Raw genomic sequence first — 25874 nt, 5'->3', positions numbered from 1 at the left:
TAGCCGGTTCGAGCCGTCGGCAACACACGATCCACGATTCAAGCAATCGGTGGCTCGATGAGAATTTGCCATCGACGTTGTAGATGCTGAGGATCGCCCAGGTAACTGACAGGCACAGACTATGAAGCTTGCGACCCGAGCGGCCGACGAAGACGGCACGCTTCTGCTTATCTCGCGCGACTTGACACGAGCAGTTGAAGCAAAGGCGGCGCCGACTTTGCAAGCGGCCCTGAAATCATGGGACGATATTTCTCCAATGCTCGAGACGGAAGCCCAATCGCTTGAGCGAGGGGAACGCGGAGGGCCTTTCGACTTCCACAGTCTCGCAGCGCCCTTACCGCGTGCACCCCAGTTCTTGGATGCTTCCGCATTCCTTGCCCACAACCACATTTTGGCGGACGCTTGGGGTTACGAACGACGGACTGCCGCAGATCGCCCTCTCATGTATCAGGGCCTATCCGACCGCTTCTATGGTCCATTCCAGCCTGTACCGTTTCGGTCGATGGATGACGGCATCGATTTCGAAGCAGAGTTTGGAGTCATCGTCGACAACGTACCGCTCGGTACCACTCCCGATCGCGCTCTTGATCACGTCAAGTTGCTGGTGCTTCTCAATGACTGGAGCCTGCGCGCATTTGGGCCCAGCGAAATGAAGGGCGGCTTTGGATTCATCCAGGCAAAACCACCATCGTCCTTTGCTCCGATCGCGGTAACACCCGACGAACTCGGCTCTGCGTGGCATACGGGACGCTTACATTTGCCAGTCAACATTGAATGGAATGGGCAGCGCTTCGGGTCTCCGGTCGGCAGCGAAATGAGTTACGGCTTCGACGCGCTCATTGCCCACGCCGCGTTGACGCGTGATCTTGCCGCGGGGACGATTATCGGATCCGGAACTGTTTCGAATATCGACGCTTCGCGCGTTGGATCTGCCTGCATTGCAGAACGCCGTGCACTCGACGCCGTGGCAGGGGTCGAACAAACATCATTTCTCCGATTTGGCGATCAAGTTCGAATCGAAACGCTCGATGCAATGGGGACTTCGGTATTCGGCGCGATCGACCAGACGGTCATTTCTCGCTTATATTGACACCCGTGAAAGCGGCTGGGCCAGCTCCTAGTCGAGCGCTTCCAAAGTTCGAATCATATGCGACCTCCGAGAACAGCCGGAAAATTCGGCAAAACTGGCATTTTGCATATGATCGGTTTCATGGAATCGGTCGTCTAGTTACCGACGCGACCGACCGGGCCAGAGCCAGTGACGCAGAGATAATGGGAGCGTTTGGCGCCCCAGTACGATCGCGACCATTCGCGATCACCATCATCTGCTCGATGCAAGTGTTCACGTCCCGACCGCCGGCGTTCCTTCACTCAAGTCAGTCGCATTGACTGTATCGATACAATTTCTTGCTTCCGCGCGCTCACCGCCTGACACCAAAACACTCTGACAATCGCATAAGCGAAGCCGGATTAGTCGATTGGTGCGACGACCTGGATGAGAGCATCTCCTTCTTGAAGCACCGAACCAAACATCGGTGCCTCCATTCTCAAGCTAGCGAGTTCATTTCAATTCGACTCTCCAGGCGATCGATGATCTTCATTCGACCGACTGCGAGTCGTACACCGACATGACGAGTCAGAGAACATCGGTGGATCGCTTTCAGCTTGCGCCCGCGGCAGCAGACAAGGCGTAACGCTTCCGCCAAATTGTATTTAAGATACAACATGTGATCGTCTCGCTACGAGCTGTCGAGATAATTCGCAGACATTTACGTTTCCAATTGATGTTCGAAACGATCCACCCCCTTCTGCAGACAGATCCTGAAAACGCGTAACGCAAGCGAAGGGATCAAGAGAATGTAAACGGCACTCGTCTAAGGAGGGATACGTGACTTCTGCAAAATTGATTACTGTTGCTTCGCTCTTGATTGCTTCATCCGTGGCCGCGCAGGCATTTGAAGTCGGGTCTTCCGGATGGACGCAGAAACCAGGAATCACCCTCGGCGGTGGCTCTGCAGGGCTTCCGGATCCGGGCATCTACCAGTTCGACCAGTTTTTGAGCTATTCGGCACATCGCGTAGGACCGTCGGCTCCAATGGTCGGAGGCACGCCTCTTCAGATACGCTCGGCGAATGAAGGCGTCGGGCTCCTGTTCGTGCCAGGCTGGGAGTTCCTCGGATTTAAGTACGACGCCGTCTTCGTGCAGCCGTTTGTCTCCACATCTGTAGGCCCTCCCTTCAGCTCTCAGAATGTCGGCGTGTTCAACTCATATGTCGTTCCGATCGAATTAAGCCGCTCCCTGGGTGACAGCGGGTTCAAGATCAAGACCGGGCTCGGAATCTATTTTCCCGATGGAGACTCGTTCGGACCCGCAGGCTTGTCCGGTGCCGCCTACCCTTGGTGGACGTTTCAGCCCGAGTTCATCGTTTCTTATTTGAAGGATGGATGGAATCTGACGGCAAATATCTTCGATGAGTTGCACACGCGTAATAGTGTCACTCAGTATCAAAGCGGCGATGTTTTACACGCCGAGTTTACGGTCGCTAAAACGATCGACAAGTGGACCGTTGGCGGTGTCGGCTATTACGCCGGCCAGGTAACGAGCGACAAGTCGAGTGCATTCTACAACAATGTCATCAACACGCGGTCTTACGACATTTGGGGCGTTGGAGCGCGCGTGGGCTATGACTTTGGCCCAGTGGCTCTCAATGTATGGTGCCTCAAGGAGGTTTCAACGCACGTGGTTGGAGCCACGCCGGCTCTTGGTTCCGCTCCAAATGGCACCACAGTCTTTGCTTCGCTCAGTTACCGATTGTGGTCGTTTGACAAGCCGGACACGCCTAAAGTCCCGCTAATCCGCAAGTAGCGTGATATAGCGGAGCGCAGGACGCGCCGCGCCTTTCTATCTCGGGACAGAGCTCGATCGTCCGATATCGGCCGCGGTGTTCCGCGGCCGCGAATAGGCATCCCCATGACTCCCGCTGGGCGCCCCTCTGGCGATGGGCGCTAAGCATCCGGCGACGCGATGGAACAAGCGTGGCGCCGTATCGACACAGGGTAAGCGTCGTGCTCAGGCCACGGCTTTGAGGGCTTGAGCGCTGTAGGCCCAGGGCAGTAGCTGGTCGATATCGCGATTTGGATGCCCGTTGACGATCCTGGTCAGGACGTCGGTGAGATAGGCGAGCGGATCGACGTCGTTGATCTTGCAGGTCTCAACCAAGGAGGCGACGACAGCCCAGTGTTCAGCACCACCATCCGATCCTGCAAACAGCGAGTTCTTGCGACTGAGCTTGATGCCACGGATTGATCGTTCGACGGTATTGTCGTCGAGTTCGATGCGGCCGTCATCGATGAAGCGCGTTAAGCCTTGCCAGCGCGAGAGTGCGTAGCGGATGGCTTCGGCGAGCTTGATCTTCTGGCTGATGAGAGCCAGCTTGGCGCGCAGCCATACTTCGAAGGCATCGGCCAATGGTCGGCTCTTCTGCTGCCGCACGAGGCGACGCGCCTCCGAGCTGCGGCCGCGGATCTCCTTCTCGATCGCGTAGAATGCGGCAATGTGCGTCAGCGCCTCGCTTGCGATCGGTGCGGGGCCGGCGGTGGCGAGTTCGTAGAAGTTGCGCCGCATGTGCACCCAACAGAATGCGAGCTCGACCGCGCCACGTTCGGCAAGCTTAGGATAGGCGTTGTAGCCATCGACCTGCAGGACGCCCTTGAAGCCGGCAAGATGGCTGAACAGCCGCTCGGCCTTGCGGTCGGGTGCATAGACATAGGCGATCCCTGGCGGATCGAGGCCGCCCCAGGGCCTGTCGTCGGCGGCATAGGCCCAGAGCTGGCCGGTCTTGGTGCGCCCTCGACCAGGATCGAGCACCGGCACCGTCGTCTCGTCGGCGAACAGCTTAGACCTTGCTCGAAGCACCGTGAGAAGGCGCTCATGCAGCGGGCGCAGATGGAAGGCGGCATGCCCAACCCAATCCGCCAGCGTCGATCGATCGAGAGTGATGCCCTGGCGGGCATAGATCTGGGCCTGCCGGTAGAGAGGCAGATGATCGGCATATTTGGACACCAGAACCTGGGCGATCGTTGCCTCCGTCGGCAGTCCGCCCTCGATCAGCCGGGCCGGAGCCTCGGCCTGCAGGACGCCGTCCTCGCATGCGCGACAGGCGTATTTGGGACGCCGGGTGACGACAACGCGGAACTGCGCCGGCACCATGTCCAGCCGCTCGCTCTTGTCTTCACCGATCTGGTGCAGGTCGCCCTTGCAGCAGGGACAGGTCCTGGCGTCGAGGTCGACGACGACCTCGATCCGCGGCAGATGCGCCGGTAGTGCTCCGCGATTATTGCGGCGCTTGCGTGCGCGCTCCGCCCGGCCTTCAGGAGCTGTCTCGTCTTGGCTGGCTTCCGTACAGGCCGCAACCTGTTGGACGTCCTCGAGGCCCAGCAGCATCTGCTCCTCAGGAAGCGACTCTGCCTTCCGGCCAAAGCGATGACGCTGCAATTCCTTGATGATCTGGCGCAGCCGCTCGCTCTCGTGCCGCTCGGCAAGCAGCATCGCCTTCAGCGTTTCGGGATCATCAGGAAGGTTATCGCTCACAGGCAAATCAGAACATATTCGCGCCCGCCTGACGACGTGCTCGATGCCCCTGATTCACTTCGCCGCAGCGCGGCCCACAATTATCCGGCTTGCGTCGGGACGACCGTCTCCCGTACCGCGTGGACACGCCGCCAATCGAGCCCTTCGAGCAGTGCCGACAATTCCGCCGCCGACAAACGCATCACGCCATCCTCGATCTTCGGCCAGCGGAAGACGCCTTCCTCGAGCCGCTTGGCGAACAGGCACAAGCCCGTACCATCCCAGAAGATCAGCTTGATCCGGTCCGCCCGCTTGGCACGGAACACATAAACCGCACCCGAGAACGGATCGGCCTTCATGTGCTCGCGCACCAGCATAGCGAGCCCCTCTATTCCCTTGCGGAAGTCGACTGGCTTGGTTGCCACCATCACCCGGACAGTTCCGGACGGGCCGATCATCGGCTTGCCTTCAACGCATGGACGATGGCCGCAATCAACGCCACGTCCGCGCCTCGGCCGACCCGGATCGTGACGCCCTCGGCTTCGATCTCGATGCCCCCGGCATCGCAACGGCGAGCCCGGACATCCGGCTTGGCCTTGCGTCGCGCTGTCTTGCGCTCTTGGCCAGCAACCGCGAATGGTGCCATGGCGTCTACCACCGCCGGTACAAACGGCGGATCGTCAGCCATCGGCGTCGGCAGCCGGCGTGCTTGTCGGCGCCAGGTGAACACTTGTTGTGGGCTCAGCCCGTGCCGCCTGGCAATCTCGGAAACGACCGCGCCTGGTACCAACGTCTCCTCGACGATCCGGGCCTTGTCGTCCTTGGAGAACCAACGACGGCGTCCCGTCTCCGTGATCACTTCCAGCCGGCGCGCCGTCACGTCCGACTTAAGCGTATGGTCAAGCATAGACACAAGCCGATCCCTTCAAAGAGATCGTGAAACTCGCCTATCCTATGTGCCGCGAGAAGGTGGGAGCGGAACGACGCTTACGACACAGGACTGCAAGATTGGGATCGTGATCCAGATCGCTACACCGAGTACAACGTCACGAGCGCGGCCGCCGATTTCTGAAGTAGCGGCCGCTTTTTGGGCTGAAGAAATCGCCACACACCGACCGCCAGCGAAACCGACGATACGATCATCGTCACGGCTAAGGCGAATGCGCTCCCGTGCCCTACGGAATGTCTTTTGGCCTAATGGGATGGCTCTCCGCTGACAATGAAACGCTCGTGAATCTCCGCGAGACGTTTCCTGCCGAGTACACAATCTATAGACACAGCTTGTCAGCGCCGTGGTTTGCTGCCGTCAACTCTTTGTCCATTGCGTTGGATGATATTTCCGGAGCCGTTCGAGTACACGAGCGCTATCGGATTCTAGGGCAAGAAAACGGGACAGGCACCCAATTTCGAAATGCGTGGGTACGCGTAAGCAACACTCTACTCCGTAACCACGATCACTACTGGTTTTTTTCGAGCGAAACACCCCACCCCGAATAGGGTCAAGATATGTACTCCGTCTGCTTCTCAACCGAGGTCACGCAATGCGCTGCACTCCACGCGATTCGATGGAATGCACCTCGTGAGGTTCGGCACACAACTTCACACCGGGGCCGGGGGCTCCAATGAATTCGATCCCCGCGTCCTCGAGCGCTTTTGCCAGCTTGCTTACGGTCCTTTTCCTGGCCGAGATCGCACCATTCAGCACTTCGATTCTTCGGATCGTGGAAATTGCAACTTGCGAGGCCTCCGCAAGACGGGACTGCTGCCATCCAAGGAGGGATCTAGCGGCCTTAACCTGCCGCGCGATCACCAGCTTTGATTGGCGGTAGAGAACCATCGCCCCTCGACCTGGACGCTCACGAGCTTCGCTATTCATGGATCGCCTTGATAGTCGAGCAAAGCTTCGCTCAGATCATCGAATCTCACATACTTCCACGCAGACGTCCTAGTCGAGCGCTTCCAAAGTTCGAATCATATGCGACCTCCGAGAACAGCCGGAAAATTCGGCAAAACTGGCATTTTGCATATGATCGGTTTCATGGAATCGGTCGTCTAGTAAGCGATCGATGCAATGGCGGCCAACAATAAAGAGCCACCGAGCTATCTAGACTCGCCCACTGGACCATCCAATTTCGCGCGCAGACTGCAATCTTCTCTCAGTTGCCGATAGATGGCAGATTCATCGTGGCGATCAATATCGGGTATCGCAAAAGGCGACCTGTCTAAAGCTTCTCGTCATGGAAGGGATGCGGGTAGCACGACCGATCATCTAATGTGAACGCAGAGACTCTTTTAGCATCTTCCTGCGCTGACTTCTCATCGCTAACGCTCCTCCAAATACATAAGTCTTAGGGAGGTGCACCGGCTGATGAATACCTTCGTCGCAGGCTACTTAAGGAGGGTTTGATATCACGCATCGAGCGACTCTATTTCGCTCTTTCCAAGCGAGCGATCGTATCTCCTGCCACGATAAACGCTGCTGCTGGAACGCTATCGGATATCTGCCCGATCGCTTCGTTACGACGCTGAAGCGACCTTCACTGCGGCAACTGTCGCTCGGCCTTTATCCCTACACGCAGACTTGAAGATCAACGCCCCTTTCCGAGGGGGCCCCGGTACCCTCTTGGGAAGAGTCATGACTGCAAACCTCATTCGCGCAGAGACTGATGTGCTGATCGTCGGCGCAGGCCCCGTTGGATTGGCTTTGGCAATCGAACTCGGCATGCGAAACATTCGCGTACAGTTGATTGAGCGACGCAAACGGGAAGGCGCCCAGCCTCGAGCAAAAACCACCAACGTCCGTACCATGCAGCATCTGCGGCGATGGGGAATAGCCGACGCTCTGCGTAAGGCATCTCCGCTACCGTTCGACTATCCGACAGATGTCGTCTTTGCGACTACTCTGCTCGGCCGGACGCTTGCAGTTATTGAAAATGCGTTCGAAGGCGCAAAGCGGCGTGACCCGCGGTTTCCGGAAGCCGCGCAGTGGGTCCCTCAGTATACGGTAGAGAAAGTCATGAGAGGGCGGCTGGCCGAGTTGCCGTCGGCATCACTCTCAACTGGCGTCTTGCTCGACGACGCAATCCAATCCGAAAATGACGTCACGGCCTTCGCATCGGACGTCACCACCGGCACGCGCTACGAGATCAAGGCTCGGTACCTCGTTGGCGCCGACGGCGCTCGCAGTCGCGTCCGTACGGTCATGGGCGCTCGCATGCAGGGTGACCATGCGATGACTCGTCACTACAACCTCATCCTGCGCATACCCGAGCTCGAAACTGAGGGTCCGGAGCGACGCGCCATCATGTACTGGCTGATCAATTCGATTGCTCCTTCCGTGATGAGCCCCCTTGAGGACAACGTCTGGGCATTCGGAATAAGCCTGCCACCAGGCGCCGAACAACCTGATGACGCTGAAGTCACCAGACTCGTGCATGCGGCGGTCGGCCGACTCGTTCGGATCGAATTTCTGGAGCGTGACATCTGGGCGGCCCACCGCCTCGTCGCCGATCGTTACCGTGATCGCCGCCTTTTCTTGGCCGGAGATGCCTGTCATCTCCATCCGCCTTTCGGCGGGTATGGCATGAATCTCGGCATAGGGGATGCCGTCGACCTTGCTTGGAAGCTCGTCGCCAACATTCAGGGGTGGGGCAGAGACGGCTTGCTCGATTCCTACGAGCTTGAGCGTCGTCCGGTTCATATGCGTACGATTGGCGAGGCGGTTCAGAACTATCGGACTCTGAGCTCGGACTTGCTGGTCGAGGGACTTGAAGAGGATACTCCACAAGCAGCATCCGCCCGCGCCGAACTGGAAGTGAAGATCCTCCAGACAAAGACGCGCGAGTTCTCGACGCTCGGCGTTGTACTCGGATCGCGATATGTGCAATCGCCAATCGTAATCGATGACGGTACCGAGCCACCGACGGAACATCACTCGAACTACCGACCATCTGCACACCCCGGATGCCTTGCGCCGCACGCGTGGCTAGATGACGGCTCGTCGCTTTACGATCATTTTGGGTCCGGGTTTACTTTGCTCGTTTTGAACCAGAGTGCAGTACGCGAAGCGTCGGACATTGAACAAGTGGCTGCCGCAGGGCTCATCCCCTTGCAACGAGTCGACATGCACGAGGCATCGATCGAGGCGTTGTACGAAGCTCCACTTGCTCTCATTCGTCCCGATCAATTCGTCGCCTGGAGAGGCTCCGGCGCAGATCCACACCACCTCCTTCAGGCCGTTTGCGGTCAATCGATTGAGCGACCGCGGCTCAAGATGGCTGCACCATGATGAGCGCATTCGCCGCTGCTCGCTACGATCATTGTCACGCGCGCATCGAACATTCAGCCAGCAGCAACCTGACGTCTTCACTCGTCGCCACGAAGCTGTTCTCGCAAAAGGGATTCCACGCGTGAGTTCAATGCCATTCTTAAATGGTTATTCACTTGAGATTACATCCGGTGATGTCCACCGTTTGCAGGCAGCGAGAAAGGCCATCGCGTCGGGCACACCTGTATCGATCACATTTCTGCCGGGTGATGAAGTCGACAATCTCGCTCGAACCGCGGGAGCTGTTCGCCGACTGGGGTACGTACCAATCCCACATATTTCTGCGCGCAGAATCACTTCTCACCGCGAACTTTTCAGATTTCTTTCCGATCTGAAGGACGAGGCCGCCGTAGAGCGAGTATTCGTGATTGCCGGCGATCCACCGCGGCCGCTTGGGCCCTACGGGGACGCGCTCGCCATCATCAATACAGGCCTTCTTGCCGATTTTGGCATTCGTCACGTAGGAATCGCGGGCTATCCAACTGGGCACCCGCAGATTAGTTCCACAGCGCTGACAGGCGCAATGACGGACAAGCTTGGTGCCATCGCTCGCTCGGGCCAAACCGCGGAAATCGTTACGCAATTTTCGTTCGATTCCGAAGATGTCCTTAGCTGGCTTCTGCAAATTAGGCGCCTGGGCGTCAATGCCACCGTTCGCATCGGCATTCCCGGTCCCGCGAGTGTCAAGTCGCTTATCCGCTTTGCTGCGCGCTGTGGTGTCGAGTCTTCAGCGAACGTGTTTGCCAAGTACGGCATCTCGATCAGGCGGCTACTGAGCACAGCGACGCCCGATCTCCTGGTCAACAACCTGGCTCGGCAGCTCGATCCCGTGCTCCACGGAGCGGTGAAGGCCCACCTGTACCCCTTTGGAGGCGTCGAAAAGCTCTCCGAGTGGATAGCGGCGTTCTCGGCATCGAACAGCGTGCACGTCTAGCGGCATGGGAACACGATCGATATGACCACCTATACTCTGACAATGTCCTGCAAAGATCGACCTGGATTGGTTGCCGAAGTGGCTCGGCAGATCGCGACCTCCGACGGCAATATCGTCGAGGCATCGCAATTCAACGATCCTGACGCAGAGAAGTTCTTCATGCGCGTGCGGTTCGAGCTTCGCTCAAATGGCAACGATGCGTTCAAAGCGCGCTTCCGCGAAACGGCAGAATGGCATGGGATGAACTGGAAGCTGCGACCAGCCGAGCAACGCTCGCGGGTTCTGATATTGGTGTCGAAATTCGGTCATTGCTTGGGAGATCTCCTCTATCGCCAACGGATCGGCGAGTTAAAGATGGATGTCGTTGGCGTGATCTCGAATCATCCGCGCGAGGGCATGAACGTCCTAGGGCTTTCGGATATTCCATTTTACTACCTGCCCATTACCGGTGATACAAAGCCGAGCCAGGAAGCCGAGATCAAATCGTTGGTCGATCGAACGGGGGCCGAGCTTGTCGTTCTCGCGCGCTACATGCAGATCCTCTCCGATGATCTGGCCGGCTTCCTAGCGGGGCGCTGCATCAATATCCACCACAGCTTCCTGCCCGGCTTCAAGGGTGCGAGACCGTACCACCAGGCGCATGCACGTGGCGTGAAGATGATTGGAGCCACAGCCCACTACGTCACTGGCGACCTCGATGAAGGCCCGATCATTCATCAGGATGTCGAGGCGATCAGCCACGCCGACTCTCCCGAGGATCTGGTTCGCAAGGGTCGGGACATCGAACGCAGGGTCCTCGCGCGCGCGGTGCAATTCCACTTGGAAGACAGAGCAATGCTCAACGGTTCGAAGACCGTCATTTTCTCAAAGTGATTCGAATATGGCGAGCTTGATTGACGGAAAAAAGATAGCAAAGCGGCTTACTCATGAAGTAGCGGCCGACGTCATCGATTTCGTGGAGCAAACCGGAACGCGCCCGACGCTCGCCGTGGTATTGCTAGGCGATGATCCAGCCAGCTGCGTGTACGTAGCCAGAAAGCTGGCGGCCTGCCGAGAGATCGGGATCACGTCCGTCGAACATCGCTTGCCGTCCACCACTTCACAATTCGGACTATTTTCGCTCATCGACCAGTTGAATTCAGATCCGGCCGTTCACGGAATTCTCGTTCAGCTTCCGTTACCCCACGGATTGGACCCGAGCACGATCCTCGATCGCATCGACCCGCGTAAGGACGTCGACGGCTTCCATCCAGTCAATTTCGGTCGCCTGTCATCCGGAACGGACGCTCTCGTCCCTTGTACCCCGTTGGGGTGCATGATGTTGCTGGAGAGTGTCGTGCACAATTTCAAGGGTCTGCATGCGGTAGTGATCGGCAAATCCAACATTGTCGGCAAGCCAATATCGCTTCTGCTCCTCGAGAGGGCATGCACCGTAACCATAACGCATAAGCTGACCCGCAATCTCCCAGATATAACCAGATCTGCCGAAATCGTCGTCGTCGCGGCAGGCCATCCGGAATTGGTGAAAGGTAACTGGATCAAAGCGAATGCTGTCGTGGTCGACGTTGGAATCAGCAGAGTATCTGGTCCGGATGGCCGGCCCCGGTTGGTCGGCGACTGTGCTCGCCAAGAGCTCAGTCACGCCAGGGCTATTACCCCCGTTCCCGGAGGCGTCGGTCCCATGACGGTCGCCTGTCTTCTCGCCAACACAGTGCGCGCAGCACTAAAGCAGCATCGTGCTCAACCAACTTTGCGTCGAGCGTAAGCATGTCGAGCAATCAAACGACTATTATTCAAAAGGACGTTTTTGTTCGAGACATCAGAGTTGCCGCCGATATCGGCGTCGATACGCACGAGATCGGACGTTCGCAGCTTTTGCTGCTCAACGTGCGTCTGGCCATTTCTTCGTCCGGTGATGATCGATTGAGCGAAACAATCGACTATAACGAGATAGTCGCCGAGGCGACCGCACTCGGCCGCGAACATGTCGCATTGATAGAGACTTTCGCTGGACGATTGGCGCATAGCCTGCTGACACGAAAACATGTCGTTGAAGTCGACGTGACAGTGACAAAGCCCAGCGCGCTCTCAAATGGCACCGCTTCGGCAAGGGTTGTGATCCGTTGCGAAAAGAAACCAATCCAAGGGCTAGGCACGTTCGTGGCCGGAGCAGCAGCGGTTAGCGGATGTTAGAGCCGAGGAAATTCGCACTTCAACGGGCCCGGACCGATCGAAACGGACAGCATGCCTGCGTTCGCCAATTGCCACAACTCGTCTCTCGCGACGAGCTTTGCGGCCGAATGGCTGTCGACATGCTTAGCGCTTAGCAACCAGCCGAGAGAAAGAGAGATTACCATGCTAGATAGCAAGAGTCGTTCCCTTCAGGATATGATTGACCGGGTGCCAGACCTCGTTATTCATTTCCGCAGCACGCCGGCCGCTCCTCACAACAGAAACAAGCCGGGACCGTCGCCCGTACCTGCAGAATTCTCGAATTGGCGGGACGAACAACGCGCCTGGCGTGAAACCGCCATCCTCTTCGATCAGTCCCACCACATGCCGGAGCTATTTCTCGAGGGTCCTGATGCGCTGAAGCTCCTCAGTCACCTCGGCGTCAACAGTTTGGCTAATTTCGCGCCAGGTCGGGCGCGACAATATGTAGGCGTCAATCACGCCGGCAAGATCATCGGCGAGAGCATCGTGCACTGCCTCGGGAGCAATCGGTTCGAGCTGATCAGCGGCATGCACTTGCAGGATTGGGTTGCCTTCAACGCGGAGACCGGAGGATATGACGTAAGTGTCAAGCGGGATTATCAGACATCCGCGAACTCCGAAGGCCGTACCAACTTCCGGTTCGGCATGGACGGTCCAAATGCCGAGAGGATCTTCTATGACGTAATCACCGGCGAAGCGCCGAAGATTTCGTTTTTCCATACCGCAATGGTCGAGATCGCAGGCGCGCAAGTGATGGCGCTGCGCCATGGAATGGCGGGGCACTTCGGCGTTGAGCTGTCCGGGCCATACGCTGCCGGCCCCATGGTGCGAGCCGCGCTGCTGGCCGCCGGTCAGAAGCACGGTCTTAAGCCGGGCGGCCGTCTTGCCTACTTCAGCACGGGCGGTGAAGGTGGCTGGTGGGCCTACCCCATTCCAGCGATCTATACCGACGAAAGGATGCGCGCCTTCCGAGAGTGGTTGCCGGAGACATCTTGGGCCGGTCAAATTCAACTCGCCGGTAGCTTTATCTCGTCAAACATCGAGGATTATTACGTCTCGCCTTGGGATATCGGCCTAAACCGCGTCATGAAATTTGATCACGACTTTGTGGGTCGAGAAGCGTTGGAGAAAATGGCTGATCGGCCGCACCGCAGCAAGGTAACGCTTGTTTGGAACAAAGACGACGTCGCCGCGATCCAGCGCTCGATGTTCGAGGCTGGAATACCGTACAAGTACATCGAATTTCCCACAGCGTCCTACGGTTTCCCCCAAACCGACAAGGTCTGCGCCAAGGATGGGAAGCTCGTTGGAATGGCTGGCTTCAGTGGATACAGCGTAAACGAAGCCGCCATGCTGTCTCTCGCGTCCGTGGATGCAGACCACGCGGTTGAAGGGTCAGAAGTCATTTTAACGTGGGGCGAGCCGGATAGCGGATCGCGCAAGCCGCATGTGGAATTCCACAGGCAATATCAGGTGCGCTGCACGGTGGCATCGGCACCTTACGCCGCGGCGGCACGCGAGATGCGAGCGGCGAAAGCTGACAAAGGCGTGGCATAGGGGGCCCATAGCTCACGAAGACGGCCCAATTGGAGTACCGTGCGTAGCTCGACGCACGGTCACCCCTTGCACCGAACGGATCCGAGGAGACAGCACTTGATCATTGATATATACACTCATCTTTTTCCGCCCCGATACTTGGAGCGCTTGTCGCGTACAGGATCCGCCCTAGGCGGCATCGCCACGCGAATGAAAGGGACGCCGCAGATCATAAACCTCGACGCGAGGTTCGTGGAAATGGATCGCCACGGCGATTATGTGCAAGTCATCTCGCTTCCGCACCCGGTAATCGAGGAGGTTGCCCCACCTTCCGAGACTCAAGAACTTGCACGGATGGCCAACGACGAGATGGCCGAAATTGCCGGGCGTCATCCGGACCGTTTTCCTGCCTGGGTGGCGACCGTGGCGCTCAACGATGTCGATGCGGCTTTGGAAGAGACAACCAGGGCGATAGGTCTGGGGGCACGGGGCATTCAAATCTACACAAACGTAGCCGGCCGTCCGCTCGACCTGCCCGAGTTCCGGCCCCTCTTCGAGATCATGGCCGACCACGATCTTCCGATTTGGCTGCATCCGGCGCGGACCGCCGCAATGACGGATTACAAGTCAGAACAGAGATCGCGGTACGAGATGTGGTGGTGCTTTGGCTGGCCTTATGAGACTTCGGTAGCTATGGCGCGCCTTGCTTTCTCTGGGGTCTTCGACCGGCATCCGACCCTCAAAATAATAACCCACCATCTGGGCGGAATGATCCCATATTTCGACGGACGCCTCGGTGCAGGTATGGCTTACCTTGGTAGCCGCACCAATGACGAGGACTACAGCAGTGTCCTCAGCTCGCTCAAGAAACCACACCTGGACTACTTTCACATGTTCTATGCGGACACTGCCTTGTTCGGCGGTACGGCTGGCCTGCCGTCTGGGTTGGAATTCTTCGGTACCGATCACATTACGTTCGCGACCGACGCACCATTCGCCCCCATCGGAGCGACCCTGGACGCCCTCAAACGGGTCGAACTGCCCCCGACGGAAATGGATAAGATCCTCCACGGCAATGCTGAACGTCTCTTGCGGCTTTCACTCTTGGATTGACTCAGGGATGACGCCATTGCCACTTCGACACGGTCGATCGTGACGCCACCTCCGCTCTGAGCGGAGACCATGGTATTCCAATTGCAGTTCTTGACAAAAGGGCAGACCATTCGCGTACCAAGACTGGTTGAGCCTTGGGGGCAACGTGCGTCGAGTTTTTCAGACCTTTGTTGATCATCTTTTTGAGAGCAAGGACTTGGAAAGCCTCCGCGAAAGTATGGCCGGAGCTGCCACGGCGCTCCAGCTACGTTGCTTCGCCTATCTTGCTTTGCCGCGGCCGCCCTCGACGGCACCAGTTCTGATTTCCAACTATCCCTCGACCTGGACCTCATTCTATTTGCAGAACCATTACGAGCGTCAGGATCCGGTGATTATTCAAGCTCTGCGGCGTCCCGAGCCGTTTCGGTGGGGGCTTGACATCGAACCAACTCCGATTCTGACGACAGGAAGCGCGTTGTTCGAGGAGGCTGCGAGATTCGGCATCCGCTGCGGATTTACCATTCCGGTCCACGACGGATATGGCGCAATAGCGGCAGTGACATTTGCCGCGGACGAGCGTCGTTCCTCATTCGAACAGTCGATAGAGAAAAATGCTCGCGTGCTCGAGCTGATCGCGATGTACTTTCACGCGCATGTGCGTCGAACCACAATGACCACAACTCTGATTGACGGAAGCGCACTGTCACCTCGCGAGATCGAATGCCTCAAGTGGGCCGCCGAAGGCAAGTCGGCGTGGGACACCGGACAAATCATGGGAATCTCGCGCTATACGGTGGCGTTTCACCTCGAAAACGCCAAGGTCAAGCTCGGCGTTAGGTCGACAATCCAGGCGGTCGCACGCTTGGCCGCATCGAACTGCGCACGGTAGATTTACCAACCGTTCACACCTCCTAAGTTGAGGAGGATGCGCTTCAGAACGCTATGTTCTTCAATCGCTCGAGCTGGCAATCGTTGGAGGATAAGTCATGATGCAGGTCATCACGCCAGATTTTTACGGAGCATTTGTCGAAGAACTCACGAAAATGCACCGCCTCAGGTACCGGGTATTCAAAGAGCGTTTGAACTGGGACGTGCAGACAAGCGGGGACTTGGAGGTCGACGAATTCGACGCGCTCAGGCCCGTATATCTGCTTCAGCGCGCGAACGACTATCGTGTTCAGGGGTGCGTACGTTTGCTTCCGTCCACGGGACCAACAATGTTGCGCGATACTTTTCCAGTCTTGCTGGATGATCATCGCTTTGAACCCAGCCCACTCGTGTGGGAGAGCAGTCGTTTCGCGCTCGATGTTGATTCCGACGCACGCAATGCAAATCGCGGGCTTAATGACGCAACATACGAACTCTTCATTGGCATGATTGAGTTTGGGCTTTCGCGTGGGCTGACGGAGATCATCACGGTCACAGATGCCCGAATGGAGCGCATCTTGCGACGCGCAGAATGGCCCCTGCGTCGTATTGGGCCGGCGAAGAGATTGGGAAATACCATGGCCATTGCCGGGTACCTCGAGATCTCCAGTCACTGTCTCACGAAGGTTTGCAAGGCAGGCGGGCTGCAGTCACCCGTCCTTTGGGAGCCGGCTTTGAAGGCCGCCTAGAACGAAGCATCTCAACGCGCACCGGCGTCCACTGAATATGATGGCCCCCAAATCCGTCAATATCGGGCTGCATCACTTGCGATTTGCAGTCGCTGCAGCCGATTCCGGGAGTCTTCGGCAGGCAGCCGACCTCCTTTCCGTTCGACATTCAGTCTTGAGCCGCTCCATAACTCAATTCGAGCACCTGATCGGCGTTGCCCTCTTCGAACGTTCGACCAGCGGAGTCGTGCCTACAGCTTCTGGACGCAGAATATTGCAACTGTCGCGGATTATCCTTGAGCAAGTGGAAACGTTGGTGGCGACGGGGATCTCCAGCGGCAAAGGCGAAAGTGGCCGTCTTTCTATTGGTTTCTGTACATCAATTTCGGCGGGAAACCTGAGGGCGAGCCTGGTCGAATTCCGACGACTCGCTCCGCGAGTTGATATTGCAACGATCGAGCGATCGCGCGTCCGTCTCATGAACGCGCTTCAAAACGACGCAATCGATATAGTGCTCGTTCCAGGACAACGTCAATCGCCGGACAACGAGCGCCTGCCGGTTTGGAGCGAGCGCATCATGATCGTGATTCCAAAGGACCATCCGCTTGCGACGCACGATGACATCCACTGGACCGATCTTCGCAATGAAACTATTCTCATGAGCCAGTACGACCCAAGCGCTGATATCGAGAACATTCTTGTCTCCAATCTAGTAGCCGAGGACAAGCGCCCCGCAATTAAACGGCATGATGTGGGCCGCGGCGTCCTGAAGAATCTCATCAGTATGGGACTGGGAGTCAGTCTTGTGTTGGAGTCCGATATCGGTGCTAGCTTTGAGGGACTGACTTATCGGGAGATCCAGGACGGTACGGGTGCGAGCCTCATAAGTTTTCATGCTCATTGGCGCAAGGACAACCAAAACCCCGCACTCCAGCGATTCCTATCTCTCTTGGCAGAGCGCTACCCATTTCCGTCCGTTGGTGGATGAAGTCCGCGTCTTAACCGAGAGAAGCCTCTGTCGGTCGCCATGAAACGCGCCAACATGGGCGCAATTAGCTTGGCAGGATCTATCGATTGACCCGTTTGTCGTCCTACCGCTTCCGCATATGCGACGAGATCTCGATGAACCGGTGCCGGCAATTCCGTGTTCACCTTCACCGGCTTGTCGTCCGGAAGCGTTCCGATCTTTAGCTTTGCCATCTTCACCCTCTATATGGCTCTAGAATGAGGTCCCGATTCACGATCACGCGCACCGGAAATCCTTGCCGGATGGTCAGCGTCGGCTGAATATTGAGGCTGCGACGAACAACCTGCTGACCGGTTTGGTTCAATGAGTCGCTGGCCCCGTGTCGAAATGCCTGGATGATCGCACTGTCGTTGCTATTGGTATCTGAACCCGCACCAAGTTCGGTGCCCACGGCCAGGAATGTCGACAGGGCAGCAGCCTTGAACAGTTCGCCCCAATGATTGTCGACCTCGTCCTCAAGTCCAGAATAGCCCGCCGCGTCGGCGCCCTGTTGCCGTTCTAGCACGATCGACCGGCCGTTCGGCATAAGCAGACGGGTCCAGACCAGAAGCACGCGCGACTGACCGAATGCGATCTGGCTGTCGTACACCCCAATCAAGCGCGCCCCTTGCGGGATCAAGAGCAAACGACCAGTCGGCGTGTCGAACACGTTCTCCGTCACCTGCGCTATGATCTGGCCTGGAAGGTCCGATCTGATCCCTGTGATCAGGGCGCCCGGAATGACCGTTCCTGCCTGCACGATATACGGCGAAGCCGGCCTGGTGACGCGGTCTGGGGTTACAGTGCGGCGATCAACGGATGCGTTGACAAAGACAAGCTTTCTGTCCTGACCGTTCTGCCCATACCCTTCGTCGCTGCCCGTAGTCGAACTCGACGGAGCATTGCGATCGCCCCCTTGAGCCGCGACGGCCGGCGGATGCACCTCTCTCCCATTGGTCGGAGCGAACAAATGGCTGACGCGGGCTGCTTCGTATTCCTGGTCCCGACGCTGCTGTTCCGGATCAGGAGCCGCACTGCTGATCATTGGAGACTGGCCTTGAGCGGCAAGGATAGGCCGACCAAGGTTTCCTGGGAGCGGTGGTCCAAGCTGCGGGACGGCCTGGCGAGTGACAGCGGTATAGTCCTTCGGTAGTGCGGTAATGCCGTCGGCGATGTTGTGATGGTCCGTGCTGTAAAGCTCATCGGCCGCCTGGTTTCGGGAACGGTTGCTTTGTAGCGACCACAACACCGTTCCGCCTATGACAAGCAAGGCAACTGCGCTTCCTCCCGCCAGAACTTTTCGCGACAGCCGTGTCACGCGCGGGGGTTCGGCTCTTAGCCGAAAGCTCCTTGACTGCTCGTCCGATGTTTGCGGCGGAATCGCCTGCTCTCGATCGCTTCCATTCTCGGCGTTCATGACGACGGCCTCCCGTCGGTCCGGACAATTCTGACCTTCTGCTGGTGTTCGCCGCCGAGCCGCAGTTCTGCGGCTGCGAACAACCGATCCACGATCAAGACATTCCCGTAAGCACGGTAGTTGACGAGTTCGGTCTTGCCGTCGGGGCCGATGACGAAGAGCGGCGGCATTTCGCCTTGAACAATCCCTTGCGGGAATTCGACATAGACCTTTCGGCCGTCGTCATATGCGGTAAGCGGCCGCCAGGGTGGGCTGTCACCCTCAATTGCGTAGCGGAAGACGCGCCGCGATGGGTCCGGAACAACCGGCCTCAGGGAAACAGAACGCAATTTTTCGCGCACCGTCTCGGGATAGTACCAGGCGACGGATGGCATATAGGGCCGCTCGCGGGAACGGAGCTCGATCAGGTAAGTACGCCGGTCGGTATTGACGACAAGGTTTGTCTCGATTGATGCGCGGGTCGGCTTCACCAGGATGTGGACACGCCGCGTATCACCATTGCCACTCTCGGTATCTCCTACGACCCAGCGCACGGTATCTCCGGCCGCGACGGGTCCAGATCCCGTCAATTGCTCGCCTTCCTCAAGTGCAATATCGGTGATCTGACCGGGTGCGGCGTAAACTTGATAGAGTGCCCCGGGGCTGTATGCGTAGATCTGCGCCGCGTTGAAATACCCCCGCTTGCGCGGTTCGACGCGTGCGGCGCTGTTTGCCGTCTCGACCCGGCTCTCGGGCTCGGGCTCTTCCTTGCCTCCCGACTTGCCGCCGAGAGCTGGTTTCCACAGCGGCGGAACGTGAAGCGGCTGCGCTCTGTCGTCGAGAGGCACTGGAGGCGCCGGCAATGGGGGGACCTCGGCGTCATAGCTAATCTGCGGCGGAATATAGGTCGCGCATCCTCCCAACGTCGACGAACAAAGCAGAAGAGCGGACAAGACTGCTCGCTTTGAGGTTACGAGTTCGAACCAGGTCGAGCTGAATTTGGTGTGCGGAATGAGTCGTTTCGAATGATTATCAGGCGTTGTCTTGGTCACTGACCCAACTCCTTTGACCAGTTGATGGCGCGGACGTAGACGCCAAGAGGATTCTTGCGCAGGCGCTCGGCATCGCGCGGCGTCTCGATCGTGATTGTGAGAATAGCGGTCCAGCGCTCGGTCGAACTCAACGATCCGTTGTCGTAGGTGCGTTGGGTCCACGCGATCCGAAAGCTGTCTGGGGACGCGCGGATGACACTCGAGACGTCGACGGAGATCTGCGCCGTGCCCAGCTTGGCAAAGGGGTCATTGTTACGCGCGAAGTCGTTGAGCGCGGCCGCGCCGCGGTCGGTCGTAAAATCATAGGCCCGGAGCCAGTTTTGGCGCAGAACGAAGCCGTCGGCCGGCAGGCCTCTGACATCCTCGATAAAGCGCGCCAGATGGTAGGCGATCTGAGCGTCGGTCGGTTGATAGTCGATGTTGGCTGGCGCAACCCTTTGGGCCTGGCCAAGATGATCGACTTCGACCACCCATGGCGTGATCGAACCTTGGCTCGATTGCCAGGCAAGTCCTCCGGCGAGGCCGGCGGACAGCATCAAGCAGCCGAACGCCATCACGCGCCAGTTCTTGGCTTGTACCCGCGCTGCCCCAATGCGTTCGTCCCATACCTGCGCTGCCTTTTGATAAGGCGTAATCGGCTCGGGCATGCGCCCGTAATGGACAGAAGGTCGTTTGAACATTTATGATTGCCCCTAGGATCGAACGGTCGGTTTGAAGTCGTGAGACGGCCGGGTTTGAGACGGAGCCGCCGGCAGCAGGTCGCGAAAGCGAAGGCTCGGCTGTGTCAGCGTCCTCCTTCGGACAAGTCGACCGACGAGCCGCTGCCACCGTGATCGCCGGAGCGCACTGCGTGGCCAGCAGCCGACGCGCCATGCCGGATAGTCTGGGAACGCTTCATGCGTCGCGCCCAATCGGGCTGCCCTTCGGCCGAAGTGCTGGCGGCCTGTTCGCTCGCATGCCCGCCTCCGTCGAGTGCAGCCGCCGCGCGACGCAACGGGCTCACGACTGCCGATCCCCCAGCTTCTGCAACGCCAGCAAGGCCGCCACTTCGATAGGCCGCGGATGCTCCGCCCAAGACTGCCCCGCCACCGCGCGCGGCACCTGCAATCGCACCGCCCGCCAAACCAGCACCGCCCGCTGCAAGGCCCGCGCCGGCCGCAACAACACCGCCCGCGGCAAGTCCAGTGCCGATCGCGGCGCCGGCACCGAGTTGCGGTCCACCGGATACCAGGCCATTTGCGATTCCCGGACCGAAGATGCCGAGGCCCAACAACGAGAGCGCGGCGAGCACCAGCGTCATCGCGTCTTCGATCGTCGGCTGGCCGCCAGCGAAGCCAGAGGTAAATTGCGAGAATAGGGTCGAGCCGATGCCGACGATAACGGCCAGGACCAGAACCTTGATTCCGGAGGATATGACGTTGCCCAACACCCGCTCCGCTGCGAAGGCGGTCTTGCCAAACAAGCCAAAGGGAATGAGCACAAAGCCGGCCAGCGTCGTGAGCTTGAATTCAATCAAGGTGACAAAGAGCTGGATCGCCAGAATGAAGAAGGCGAGTAGCACCACGACCCAGGCAAACAGGAGAACGACGATTTGGACGAAATTCTCGAAGAAACTGATGTAGCCCATCAGATTCGAGATCGAGTCGAGTAGCGGCCGGCCGGCGTCGAGGCCAACTTGGGCAATCTTTCCCGGCCGCAGGAAGTCTGACGCAGACAGGCTCGCGCCGGATGCCTTGAGCCCAAGACCAGCAAAGCTCTCGAAGACGATACGCGCCAGACTGTTCCAGTTGCTTATGAGGTAAGCGAAGACACCAACAAATAGCGTCTTCTTGGCGAGGCGCGCGATAATGTCCTCGTCAGGGCCCCAACTCCAGAACAGCGCGGCGAGCGTGATGTCGATCGCTGCCAGGGTCGTTGCGAGATATCCGACATCGCCTCCCAAAAGCCCGAAGCCGTTATCGATGTAACGCGTGAACGTCTCCAGGAACTGATCGATAATCCCGGTGGCGGTCATGGCTTGCTCGCTTCGGGTGACGTCTCGGATGGATACCCCTGCGGCAGCCGACTCTGGTCCTTTGGCGCGGGTGTCAGACCGGCGACGGGATCGGGACGGTGAGATGCGGCAGCACCGTCTTTCCTGCCAAAGAACCGTCGCCGGTTTTCGGCCCAGGCCTGCTGGCAGTGCTGATAACTGGCCGTTTCATCCGGCTTGACGGTGCGGCAGCGGACGAGATCCGTAGGATCGACGTCCGTGGTCTGCTCTGCCTTTGGCGCCGAGGAAGCATCCTCTCTACCACGAAGCTGAATGGTACAGGCTGCGACAAAGAACACACCGATCGACACCGCCAGCGACAGCGCCTTGAAAGCCTTTATGTCGCTCATTAGTGGAACATCTGCACGTTGGAGGGTTGATAGCTTTGTCCCGACGTCAGAAACCGCCGGAGCTGTTCTCGGCCTTGGTCTTGGGCCGCGGCACGCTGCGCCGCTTCAAGGCTCTGCGCCCGGCCTTGGGCCGTCACGACAGCGGTGAGGTCGGCGAGCTGCTGCGCGTTCAGCGCGAGAATCTGATTGCCAGCCTGCGTTGCCTGCAGGGCACCGCCGGCGCCTTGGCTTGACGTTACGAGTGCCGACGTCTGGACACGATTGGTATCGAGGTTACCAACGATACCAGCTTGAACTCGGAGCGCGTCTTGCGTTGCTGCATAAGAATTCTGCCAGCGCGCTTGAGCGTTGGTGATCAGCACCTGGCTCGATTGGCCGCCAGTGGCCGGCGCGTAGCTGGTTGAGAACGCCCGATCGATCTGCTGGACGTCGTAAGCGATGCGCTGCGCCTGAGCCAACAATTGCTGGGTCCGTTGGATCGACGCTTGCAACTGCTGCAACGACGAATACGGCAGGTTTGCCAGATTCTTCGCCTGGTTGATCAGCATCTGGGCCTCGTTTTGCAACGAGGTGATCTGGTTGTTGATTTGTTGCAGCTCACGCGCAGCAGTCAGGACGTTCTGAACGTAATTGTTTGGATCGAAGACGATCCATTGCGCCCGCGCGGGCGCCGTTACACTAAGCGTAAGGGCGATGGTCCCAGCGGTGAACAAAGAGCTAAGACGGCTCATAGCGATCTCTCCAGATTGCCGAGATTGGGGATCAGGTCCGTGGCCCAGGCAACGCCGCGGTGCTGGAGCCAAGCCGGCACGAAGCCCTCGCGCCCATGTTCGGCGAGGAGCTGCTCAATGGCGGCCTGGTCGGTCTTGGAAGAGGCTGCGGTGAAGGCGAGCGCAACCTCACCCAGGCCGAGCTCGAACATTCGGTTGCCGCGCCGAGACTGGCAGTAATAGTCCCGCTTCGGCGTAGCCCGGCTCAGAAGCTCGATCTGGCGATCGTTGAGGCCAAAGCGGCGGTAAATCGCGGTGATTTGCGGCTCGATCGCCCGCTCGTTTGGCAGCAATAGGCGCGTTGGACAGCTTTCGATGATCGCCGGCGCGATCGCTGAGCCGTCGATGTCCGACAGCGATTGGGTGGCGAAGATGACGGATGCGTTCTTCTTCCGAAGCGTCTTCAGCCATTCTCGGAGTTGGCCGGCGAAATCCTCGTCGTCGAGTGCCAACCAGCCTTCATCGACAATAAGAAGTGTCGGCCGGCCGTCGAGGCGGTCTCCAATCCGATGAAAGAGGTAGGCCAGCACGGCCGGAGCCGCGCTCGTTCCGATCAATCCTTCCGTTTCAAACGCCTGGACCGAGGACTCGCCAAGACGCTCGAATTCGGCATCAAGCAGGCGCCCGGATGGACCGCCCAGGCAGTGAGGCTGCAGGGCGCGCTTCAGAGAGTTGGATTGCAGCAGGACTGACAGACCGGTCAGGGTGCGTTCCTGGATCGGCGCGGAAGCGAGAGACGTCAGCGCCGACCACAGATGATCCTTCACCTCTGGGGTGATCTCAATCTTCTCTCGTGCCAGGATCGCGCCGAGCCACTCCGTGGCCCACCCCCGCTCCATGGAATCGTCGATCCAGGCCAGCGGCTGCAACGCGACGGGCTTGTCGCCCCCGTCAGACAATGCGCCGCCGAGATCATGCCAGTCGCCGCCCATCGCGAGCGCGGCTGCCCGGATCGAACCGCCAAAATCGAACGCAAAGACCTGAGAATTCGGATAGCGCCTGAATTGCAACGCCATCAGTGCCAGCAGCACTGATTTTCCGGCCCCTGTCGGTCCCACCACAAGGGTATGGCCGACGTCACCAACGTGGAGCGAGAATCGGAACGGAGTTGATCCCTCGGTCTTGCCGAACAGGAGCGGCGGACCCTTGAAGTGCAGATCTCGCGCCTCGCCCGCCCACACGGCCGACATCGGAATCATATGAGCAAGGTTGAGGGTCGAGACCGGTGACTGCCGCACGTTGGCATAAACGTGCCCGGGCAGGCTGCCGAGCCACGCTTCGACGGCGTTCACCGTTTCGATCATGCAGGTGAAATCACGGCCTTGGATCACCTTCTCGACGAGACGCAGCTTCTCGTCGGCTGCACCGGGATCGCGGTCCCAGACCGTGATAGTTGCCGTGACAAAGGCTTGCCCGATCTGGTCCGAGCCCAGTTCCTGCAACGCGGCGTCGGCATCTATCGCCTTGTTGTGAGCGTCGGTATCGAGCAGCGTCGACGCCTCGTTGGTCATCACCTCCTTAAGAATGGCGCCGATGGACTTTCTCTTCGCGAACCACTGGCGGCGGATTTTGGTCAGCAGCTTGGTCGCATCGGTCTTGTCGAGCATGATTGCCCGGGTCGACCAGCGATACGAAAAGGCCAGGCGGTTCAGGTCATCCAGAATTCCTGGCGTCGTCGCACCTGGAAAGCCGACAATCGTCAGAACCCGCACATTGGCCGAACCCAGCATCGGCTCGAGCCCGCCGGTCAGCGGTTGGTCAGCCAACAGTGCATCGATGTACATGGGAATTTCGGGTACGCGAACGCGATGGCGCCTGGTCGAAATCGTTGAGTGCAAGTAGGTCAGCGTGTCCTGATCATCGAGCCAGCCGCATTCGGGCATGAACCCCTCGACGAGCTGAAGAACGCGGTTGGTTTGATCGATGAATCCACGGAGCACCTCGCGCGCGTCTGCTCCGACGGTGCGATCGCGGCCCTCATAGAGCAGCCGCTCTGCCTTGGCGGCACCCTCCTCCGGCGGCAGGTAGAGAAACGTCAGGAAATAGCTGGACTCATAATGAGCGCCAGCCTCCTCGAACTGAGCCCTGCGCTCGGCATCGACCAACGCTGACGCGACGTCTGGAAAGCTGTTCGGTGGATAAGACCCCGCAAAATGACGCTGCGCCTCGACGAAGACGGCCCAGCCAGATCCGAGGCGACGCAGGGCGTTGTTCAGACGACCAGCGACGCCGACAAGCTCAGCCGGCACTGCACTGTCGAGGTCGGGTCCCCGGAACTTTGCGGTCCGTTGGAACGAACCGTCCTTGTTGAGAATGATTCCTTCGTCAACGAGGGCTGCCCAAGGCAGGAAGTCAGCCAGACGCGCGTTGGAATGACGGTATTCAGCGAGATTCATCATGACCGCGAACTCAGATGTTGAGGTGACCGGGAATGCGCAGGTGTCGGCGCACCACATCGACGAAGGCGGGATCGCGCTTGGCGGCCCACACGGCAGCCATGTGGCCGATGAACCAGAGGACGAGACCGGCGATCCACAGCCGCAGCCCAAGTCCAAGGGCGGCCGCCAACGTACCGTTGACGATCGCGACCGACCGCGGCGCGCCACCCATCAGGATCGGCTCGGTGAGCGCACGATGAACGGGCACGACAAAACCCGCGACTGGTTCATCCATCAGATCACCACGCCGCCGCCGAACGAGAAGAACGACAGGAAGAAACTCGAGGCAGCAAACGCGATCGAGAGGCCGAACACGATCTGGATCAGCCTTCGGAAACCACCGGACGAATCGCCGAATGCGAGCGTCAAACCCGTGACGACGATGATGATGACGGCGATGATCTTGGCGACCGGGCCTTCGACCGATTGCAAGATCTGATTGAGTGGCTGCTCCCATGGCATGTTCGAGCCAGCCGCCCATGCCGGCACTGTCGTCAGAAGTACCGTACCGGAGGCAGCCAGAGACGCGGCTTCTCGAAGAAAACGAAATCGTGGACGCATG

The 25874-nt window shown here is 58.7% G+C and carries 27 protein-coding genes; 13 read left to right on the top strand and 14 right to left on the bottom strand.

The genetic code is table 11. The features are described 5' to 3' along the window. The first annotated feature begins 121 nt into the window (after positions 1 to 121). Both YUA_RS0116350 and YUA_RS0116345 read left to right on the top strand, forming a co-directional pair. Positions 122 to 1090 (top strand): fumarylacetoacetate hydrolase family protein, encoded by a 969-nt coding sequence (locus tag YUA_RS0116350; protein ID WP_027531684.1) that lies wholly within the window; start codon positions 122 to 124, stop codon positions 1088 to 1090. A 798-nt stretch (positions 1091 to 1888) separates the two neighbouring features. Beyond that, positions 1889 to 2866, top strand: coding sequence for a transporter (locus YUA_RS0116345; protein WP_156947140.1), 978 nt, complete (start codon positions 1889 to 1891; stop codon positions 2864 to 2866). 204 nt (positions 2867 to 3070) lie between these two features. On the opposite strand, the gene YUA_RS0116340 is transcribed toward YUA_RS0116345, so the two are convergent. The 4 genes from YUA_RS0116340 to YUA_RS44090 all read right to left on the bottom strand — a co-directional run bounded on the left by YUA_RS0116340 (position 3071) and on the right by YUA_RS44090 (position 6407). Next, positions 3071 to 4549, bottom strand: a complete 1479-nt coding sequence (locus tag YUA_RS0116340; protein WP_051383243.1) for an IS66 family transposase — start codon at positions 4547 to 4549, stop codon at positions 3071 to 3073. 122 nt (positions 4550 to 4671) lie between these two features. Continuing rightward, entirely contained in the window at positions 4672 to 5028 is a 357-nt protein-coding gene (tnpB, locus tag YUA_RS0116335) for an IS66 family insertion sequence element accessory protein TnpB (RefSeq protein WP_027531681.1), read from the bottom strand. Continuing rightward, positions 5025 to 5450 carry a transposase gene (locus tag YUA_RS0116330; RefSeq protein ID WP_245285181.1) on the bottom strand — a complete coding sequence of 142 codons (426 nt, stop codon included), beginning with the start codon at positions 5448 to 5450 and terminating at the stop codon, positions 5025 to 5027. The genes tnpB and YUA_RS0116330 overlap by 4 nt, the downstream gene beginning before the upstream one ends. 654 nt (positions 5451 to 6104) lie before the next feature. Further along, complete coding sequence (locus YUA_RS44090) at positions 6105 to 6407, bottom strand: helix-turn-helix transcriptional regulator (RefSeq protein ID WP_035971086.1); 303 nt, start codon at positions 6405 to 6407, stop codon at positions 6105 to 6107. A 798-nt stretch (positions 6408 to 7205) separates the two neighbouring features. Here YUA_RS44090 and YUA_RS44085 point away from each other — a divergent pair. The 11 genes from YUA_RS44085 (at position 7206) to YUA_RS0116270 (ending at position 17256) form a co-directional block, all read left to right on the top strand. Continuing rightward, positions 7206 to 8858, top strand: a complete 1653-nt coding sequence (locus YUA_RS44085) for an FAD-dependent monooxygenase (protein WP_051383199.1) — start codon at positions 7206 to 7208, stop codon at positions 8856 to 8858. Beyond that, positions 8855 to 8983: a hypothetical protein gene (locus YUA_RS52320; protein ID WP_256375369.1), complete on the top strand. Its 129-nt coding sequence runs from the start codon at positions 8855 to 8857 to the stop codon at positions 8981 to 8983. The genes YUA_RS44085 and YUA_RS52320 overlap by 4 nt, the downstream gene beginning before the upstream one ends. Continuing rightward, a complete protein-coding gene (locus YUA_RS0116310; protein WP_027531679.1) occupies positions 8980 to 9831 on the top strand; it encodes a methylenetetrahydrofolate reductase in 852 nt (283 codons plus the stop codon). Before YUA_RS52320 ends, YUA_RS0116310 begins: the two co-directional genes overlap by 4 nt. A 21-nt stretch (positions 9832 to 9852) precedes the next feature. Then, positions 9853 to 10704, top strand: a complete 852-nt coding sequence (gene purU / locus YUA_RS0116305; RefSeq protein ID WP_027531678.1) for a formyltetrahydrofolate deformylase — start codon at positions 9853 to 9855, stop codon at positions 10702 to 10704. 7 nt (positions 10705 to 10711) lie between these two features. Next, on the top strand, positions 10712 to 11596 hold the full coding sequence (gene folD, locus YUA_RS0116300) for a bifunctional methylenetetrahydrofolate dehydrogenase/methenyltetrahydrofolate cyclohydrolase FolD (RefSeq protein ID WP_027531677.1): 885 nt from the start codon (positions 10712 to 10714) through the stop codon (positions 11594 to 11596). A 2-nt stretch (positions 11597 to 11598) separates the two neighbouring features. Next, entirely contained in the window at positions 11599 to 12024 is a 426-nt protein-coding gene (locus YUA_RS44080) for a dihydroneopterin aldolase (protein WP_051383198.1), read from the top strand. Between the two features lie 162 nt (positions 12025 to 12186). Next, positions 12187 to 13602 (top strand): aminomethyltransferase family protein, encoded by a 1416-nt coding sequence (locus YUA_RS0116290; protein WP_027531676.1) that lies wholly within the window; start codon positions 12187 to 12189, stop codon positions 13600 to 13602. Positions 13603 to 13698: 96 nt separating this feature from the next. Next, positions 13699 to 14694, top strand: a complete 996-nt coding sequence (locus YUA_RS0116285) for an amidohydrolase family protein (RefSeq protein ID WP_027531675.1) — start codon at positions 13699 to 13701, stop codon at positions 14692 to 14694. A gap of 145 nt (positions 14695 to 14839) precedes the next feature. Beyond that, the gene (locus YUA_RS0116280; protein ID WP_035971126.1) at positions 14840 to 15562 is read left to right on the top strand and encodes a LuxR family transcriptional regulator; all 723 of its coding nucleotides are present in this window, start codon (positions 14840 to 14842) and stop codon (positions 15560 to 15562) included. A gap of 97 nt (positions 15563 to 15659) precedes the next feature. Then, positions 15660 to 16289 carry an acyl-homoserine-lactone synthase gene (locus YUA_RS0116275; RefSeq protein ID WP_027531673.1) on the top strand — a complete coding sequence of 210 codons (630 nt, stop codon included), beginning with the start codon at positions 15660 to 15662 and terminating at the stop codon, positions 16287 to 16289. Positions 16290 to 16326: 37 nt separating this feature from the next. Further along, positions 16327 to 17256, top strand: coding sequence for a LysR family transcriptional regulator (locus YUA_RS0116270; RefSeq protein ID WP_371259888.1), 930 nt, complete (start codon positions 16327 to 16329; stop codon positions 17254 to 17256). Here YUA_RS0116270 and YUA_RS48225 read toward each other — a convergent pair. The 10 genes from YUA_RS48225 to YUA_RS0116225 all read right to left on the bottom strand — a co-directional run bounded on the left by YUA_RS48225 (position 17229) and on the right by YUA_RS0116225 (position 25873). Beyond that, positions 17229 to 17468, bottom strand: coding sequence for a DUF2274 domain-containing protein (locus tag YUA_RS48225; protein WP_084292630.1), 240 nt, complete (start codon positions 17466 to 17468; stop codon positions 17229 to 17231). The genes YUA_RS0116270 and YUA_RS48225 overlap by 28 nt on opposite strands. A 2-nt stretch (positions 17469 to 17470) precedes the next feature. After that, positions 17471 to 18691: a TrbI/VirB10 family protein gene (locus YUA_RS0116265; RefSeq protein ID WP_027531671.1), complete on the bottom strand. Its 1221-nt coding sequence runs from the start codon at positions 18689 to 18691 to the stop codon at positions 17471 to 17473. Next, positions 18688 to 19722 carry a P-type conjugative transfer protein TrbG gene (trbG, locus tag YUA_RS0116260; protein WP_027531670.1) on the bottom strand — a complete coding sequence of 345 codons (1035 nt, stop codon included), beginning with the start codon at positions 19720 to 19722 and terminating at the stop codon, positions 18688 to 18690. The genes YUA_RS0116265 and trbG overlap by 4 nt, the downstream gene beginning before the upstream one ends. After that, entirely contained in the window at positions 19719 to 20402 is a 684-nt protein-coding gene (trbF, locus tag YUA_RS0116255; protein WP_027531669.1) for a conjugal transfer protein TrbF, read from the bottom strand. Before trbF ends, trbG begins: the two co-directional genes overlap by 4 nt. Before the next feature lie 104 nt (positions 20403 to 20506). Beyond that, positions 20507 to 21736, bottom strand: a complete 1230-nt coding sequence (gene trbL / locus YUA_RS0116250; RefSeq protein ID WP_027531668.1) for a P-type conjugative transfer protein TrbL — start codon at positions 21734 to 21736, stop codon at positions 20507 to 20509. Further along, positions 21733 to 22104, bottom strand: a complete 372-nt coding sequence (gene trbK-alt, locus YUA_RS0116245; RefSeq protein WP_027531667.1) for a putative entry exclusion protein TrbK-alt — start codon at positions 22102 to 22104, stop codon at positions 21733 to 21735. The genes trbL and trbK-alt overlap by 4 nt, the downstream gene beginning before the upstream one ends. Further along, positions 22104 to 22835 carry a P-type conjugative transfer protein TrbJ gene (trbJ, locus tag YUA_RS0116240; protein ID WP_027531666.1) on the bottom strand — a complete coding sequence of 244 codons (732 nt, stop codon included), beginning with the start codon at positions 22833 to 22835 and terminating at the stop codon, positions 22104 to 22106. The genes trbK-alt and trbJ overlap by 1 nt, the downstream gene beginning before the upstream one ends. Continuing rightward, positions 22832 to 25273, bottom strand: a complete 2442-nt coding sequence (trbE, locus tag YUA_RS0116235) for a conjugal transfer protein TrbE (protein WP_027531665.1) — start codon at positions 25271 to 25273, stop codon at positions 22832 to 22834. The genes trbJ and trbE overlap by 4 nt, the downstream gene beginning before the upstream one ends. A 10-nt stretch (positions 25274 to 25283) precedes the next feature. Beyond that, positions 25284 to 25547, bottom strand: coding sequence for a VirB3 family type IV secretion system protein (locus YUA_RS0116230; protein WP_027531664.1), 264 nt, complete (start codon positions 25545 to 25547; stop codon positions 25284 to 25286). Beyond that, entirely contained in the window at positions 25547 to 25873 is a 327-nt protein-coding gene (locus tag YUA_RS0116225) for a TrbC/VirB2 family protein (RefSeq protein ID WP_027531663.1), read from the bottom strand. The genes YUA_RS0116230 and YUA_RS0116225 overlap by 1 nt, the downstream gene beginning before the upstream one ends. Between the last annotated feature and the right edge of the window lies 1 nt (position 25874).

It is taken from the genome of Bradyrhizobium sp. WSM3983, assembly GCF_000473045.1.
Taxonomy (GTDB): domain Bacteria; phylum Pseudomonadota; class Alphaproteobacteria; order Rhizobiales; family Xanthobacteraceae; genus Bradyrhizobium.
This window is presented reverse-complemented; position numbering and strand designations above follow the sequence as displayed.

Excerpts from the sequence above, each read along its gene's own strand:
- YUA_RS0116230 (WP_027531664.1), bottom strand. The coding sequence starts at position 25,547 with ATGGATGAACCAGTCGCGGGTTTTGTCGTGCCCGTTCATCGTGCGCTC.
- YUA_RS0116275 (WP_027531673.1), top strand. The coding sequence starts at position 15,660 with ATGATGCAGGTCATCACGCCAGATTTTTACGGAGCATTTGTCGAAGAA.
- trbJ (WP_027531666.1), bottom strand. The coding sequence starts at position 22,835 with ATGAGCCGTCTTAGCTCTTTGTTCACCGCTGGGACCATCGCCCTTACG.
- YUA_RS44090 (WP_035971086.1), bottom strand. The coding sequence starts at position 6,407 with ATGGTTCTCTACCGCCAATCAAAGCTGGTGATCGCGCGGCAGGTTAAG.
- YUA_RS0116270 (WP_371259888.1), top strand. The coding sequence starts at position 16,327 with ATGATGGCCCCCAAATCCGTCAATATCGGGCTGCATCACTTGCGATTT.
- YUA_RS44080 (WP_051383198.1), top strand. The coding sequence starts at position 11,599 with ATGTCGAGCAATCAAACGACTATTATTCAAAAGGACGTTTTTGTTCGA.
- YUA_RS0116225 (WP_027531663.1), bottom strand. The coding sequence starts at position 25,873 with ATGCGTCCACGATTTCGTTTTCTTCGAGAAGCCGCGTCTCTGGCTGCC.
- trbF (WP_027531669.1), bottom strand. The coding sequence starts at position 20,402 with ATGTTCAAACGACCTTCTGTCCATTACGGGCGCATGCCCGAGCCGATT.
- YUA_RS48225 (WP_084292630.1), bottom strand. The coding sequence starts at position 17,468 with ATGGCAAAGCTAAAGATCGGAACGCTTCCGGACGACAAGCCGGTGAAG.
- YUA_RS0116350 (WP_027531684.1), top strand. The coding sequence starts at position 122 with ATGAAGCTTGCGACCCGAGCGGCCGACGAAGACGGCACGCTTCTGCTT.
- YUA_RS0116265 (WP_027531671.1), bottom strand. The coding sequence starts at position 18,691 with ATGAACGCCGAGAATGGAAGCGATCGAGAGCAGGCGATTCCGCCGCAA.
- YUA_RS44085 (WP_051383199.1), top strand. The coding sequence starts at position 7,206 with ATGACTGCAAACCTCATTCGCGCAGAGACTGATGTGCTGATCGTCGGC.
- YUA_RS52320 (WP_256375369.1), top strand. The coding sequence starts at position 8,855 with ATGATGAGCGCATTCGCCGCTGCTCGCTACGATCATTGTCACGCGCGC.
- folD (WP_027531677.1), top strand. The coding sequence starts at position 10,712 with ATGGCGAGCTTGATTGACGGAAAAAAGATAGCAAAGCGGCTTACTCAT.
- trbK-alt (WP_027531667.1), bottom strand. The coding sequence starts at position 22,104 with ATGAGCGACATAAAGGCTTTCAAGGCGCTGTCGCTGGCGGTGTCGATC.
- YUA_RS0116290 (WP_027531676.1), top strand. The coding sequence starts at position 12,187 with ATGCTAGATAGCAAGAGTCGTTCCCTTCAGGATATGATTGACCGGGTG.
- tnpB (WP_027531681.1), bottom strand. The coding sequence starts at position 5,028 with ATGATCGGCCCGTCCGGAACTGTCCGGGTGATGGTGGCAACCAAGCCA.
- trbE (WP_027531665.1), bottom strand. The coding sequence starts at position 25,273 with ATGATGAATCTCGCTGAATACCGTCATTCCAACGCGCGTCTGGCTGAC.
- trbL (WP_027531668.1), bottom strand. The coding sequence starts at position 21,736 with ATGACCGCCACCGGGATTATCGATCAGTTCCTGGAGACGTTCACGCGT.
- purU (WP_027531678.1), top strand. The coding sequence starts at position 9,853 with ATGACCACCTATACTCTGACAATGTCCTGCAAAGATCGACCTGGATTG.
- YUA_RS0116340 (WP_051383243.1), bottom strand. The coding sequence starts at position 4,549 with ATGCTGCTTGCCGAGCGGCACGAGAGCGAGCGGCTGCGCCAGATCATC.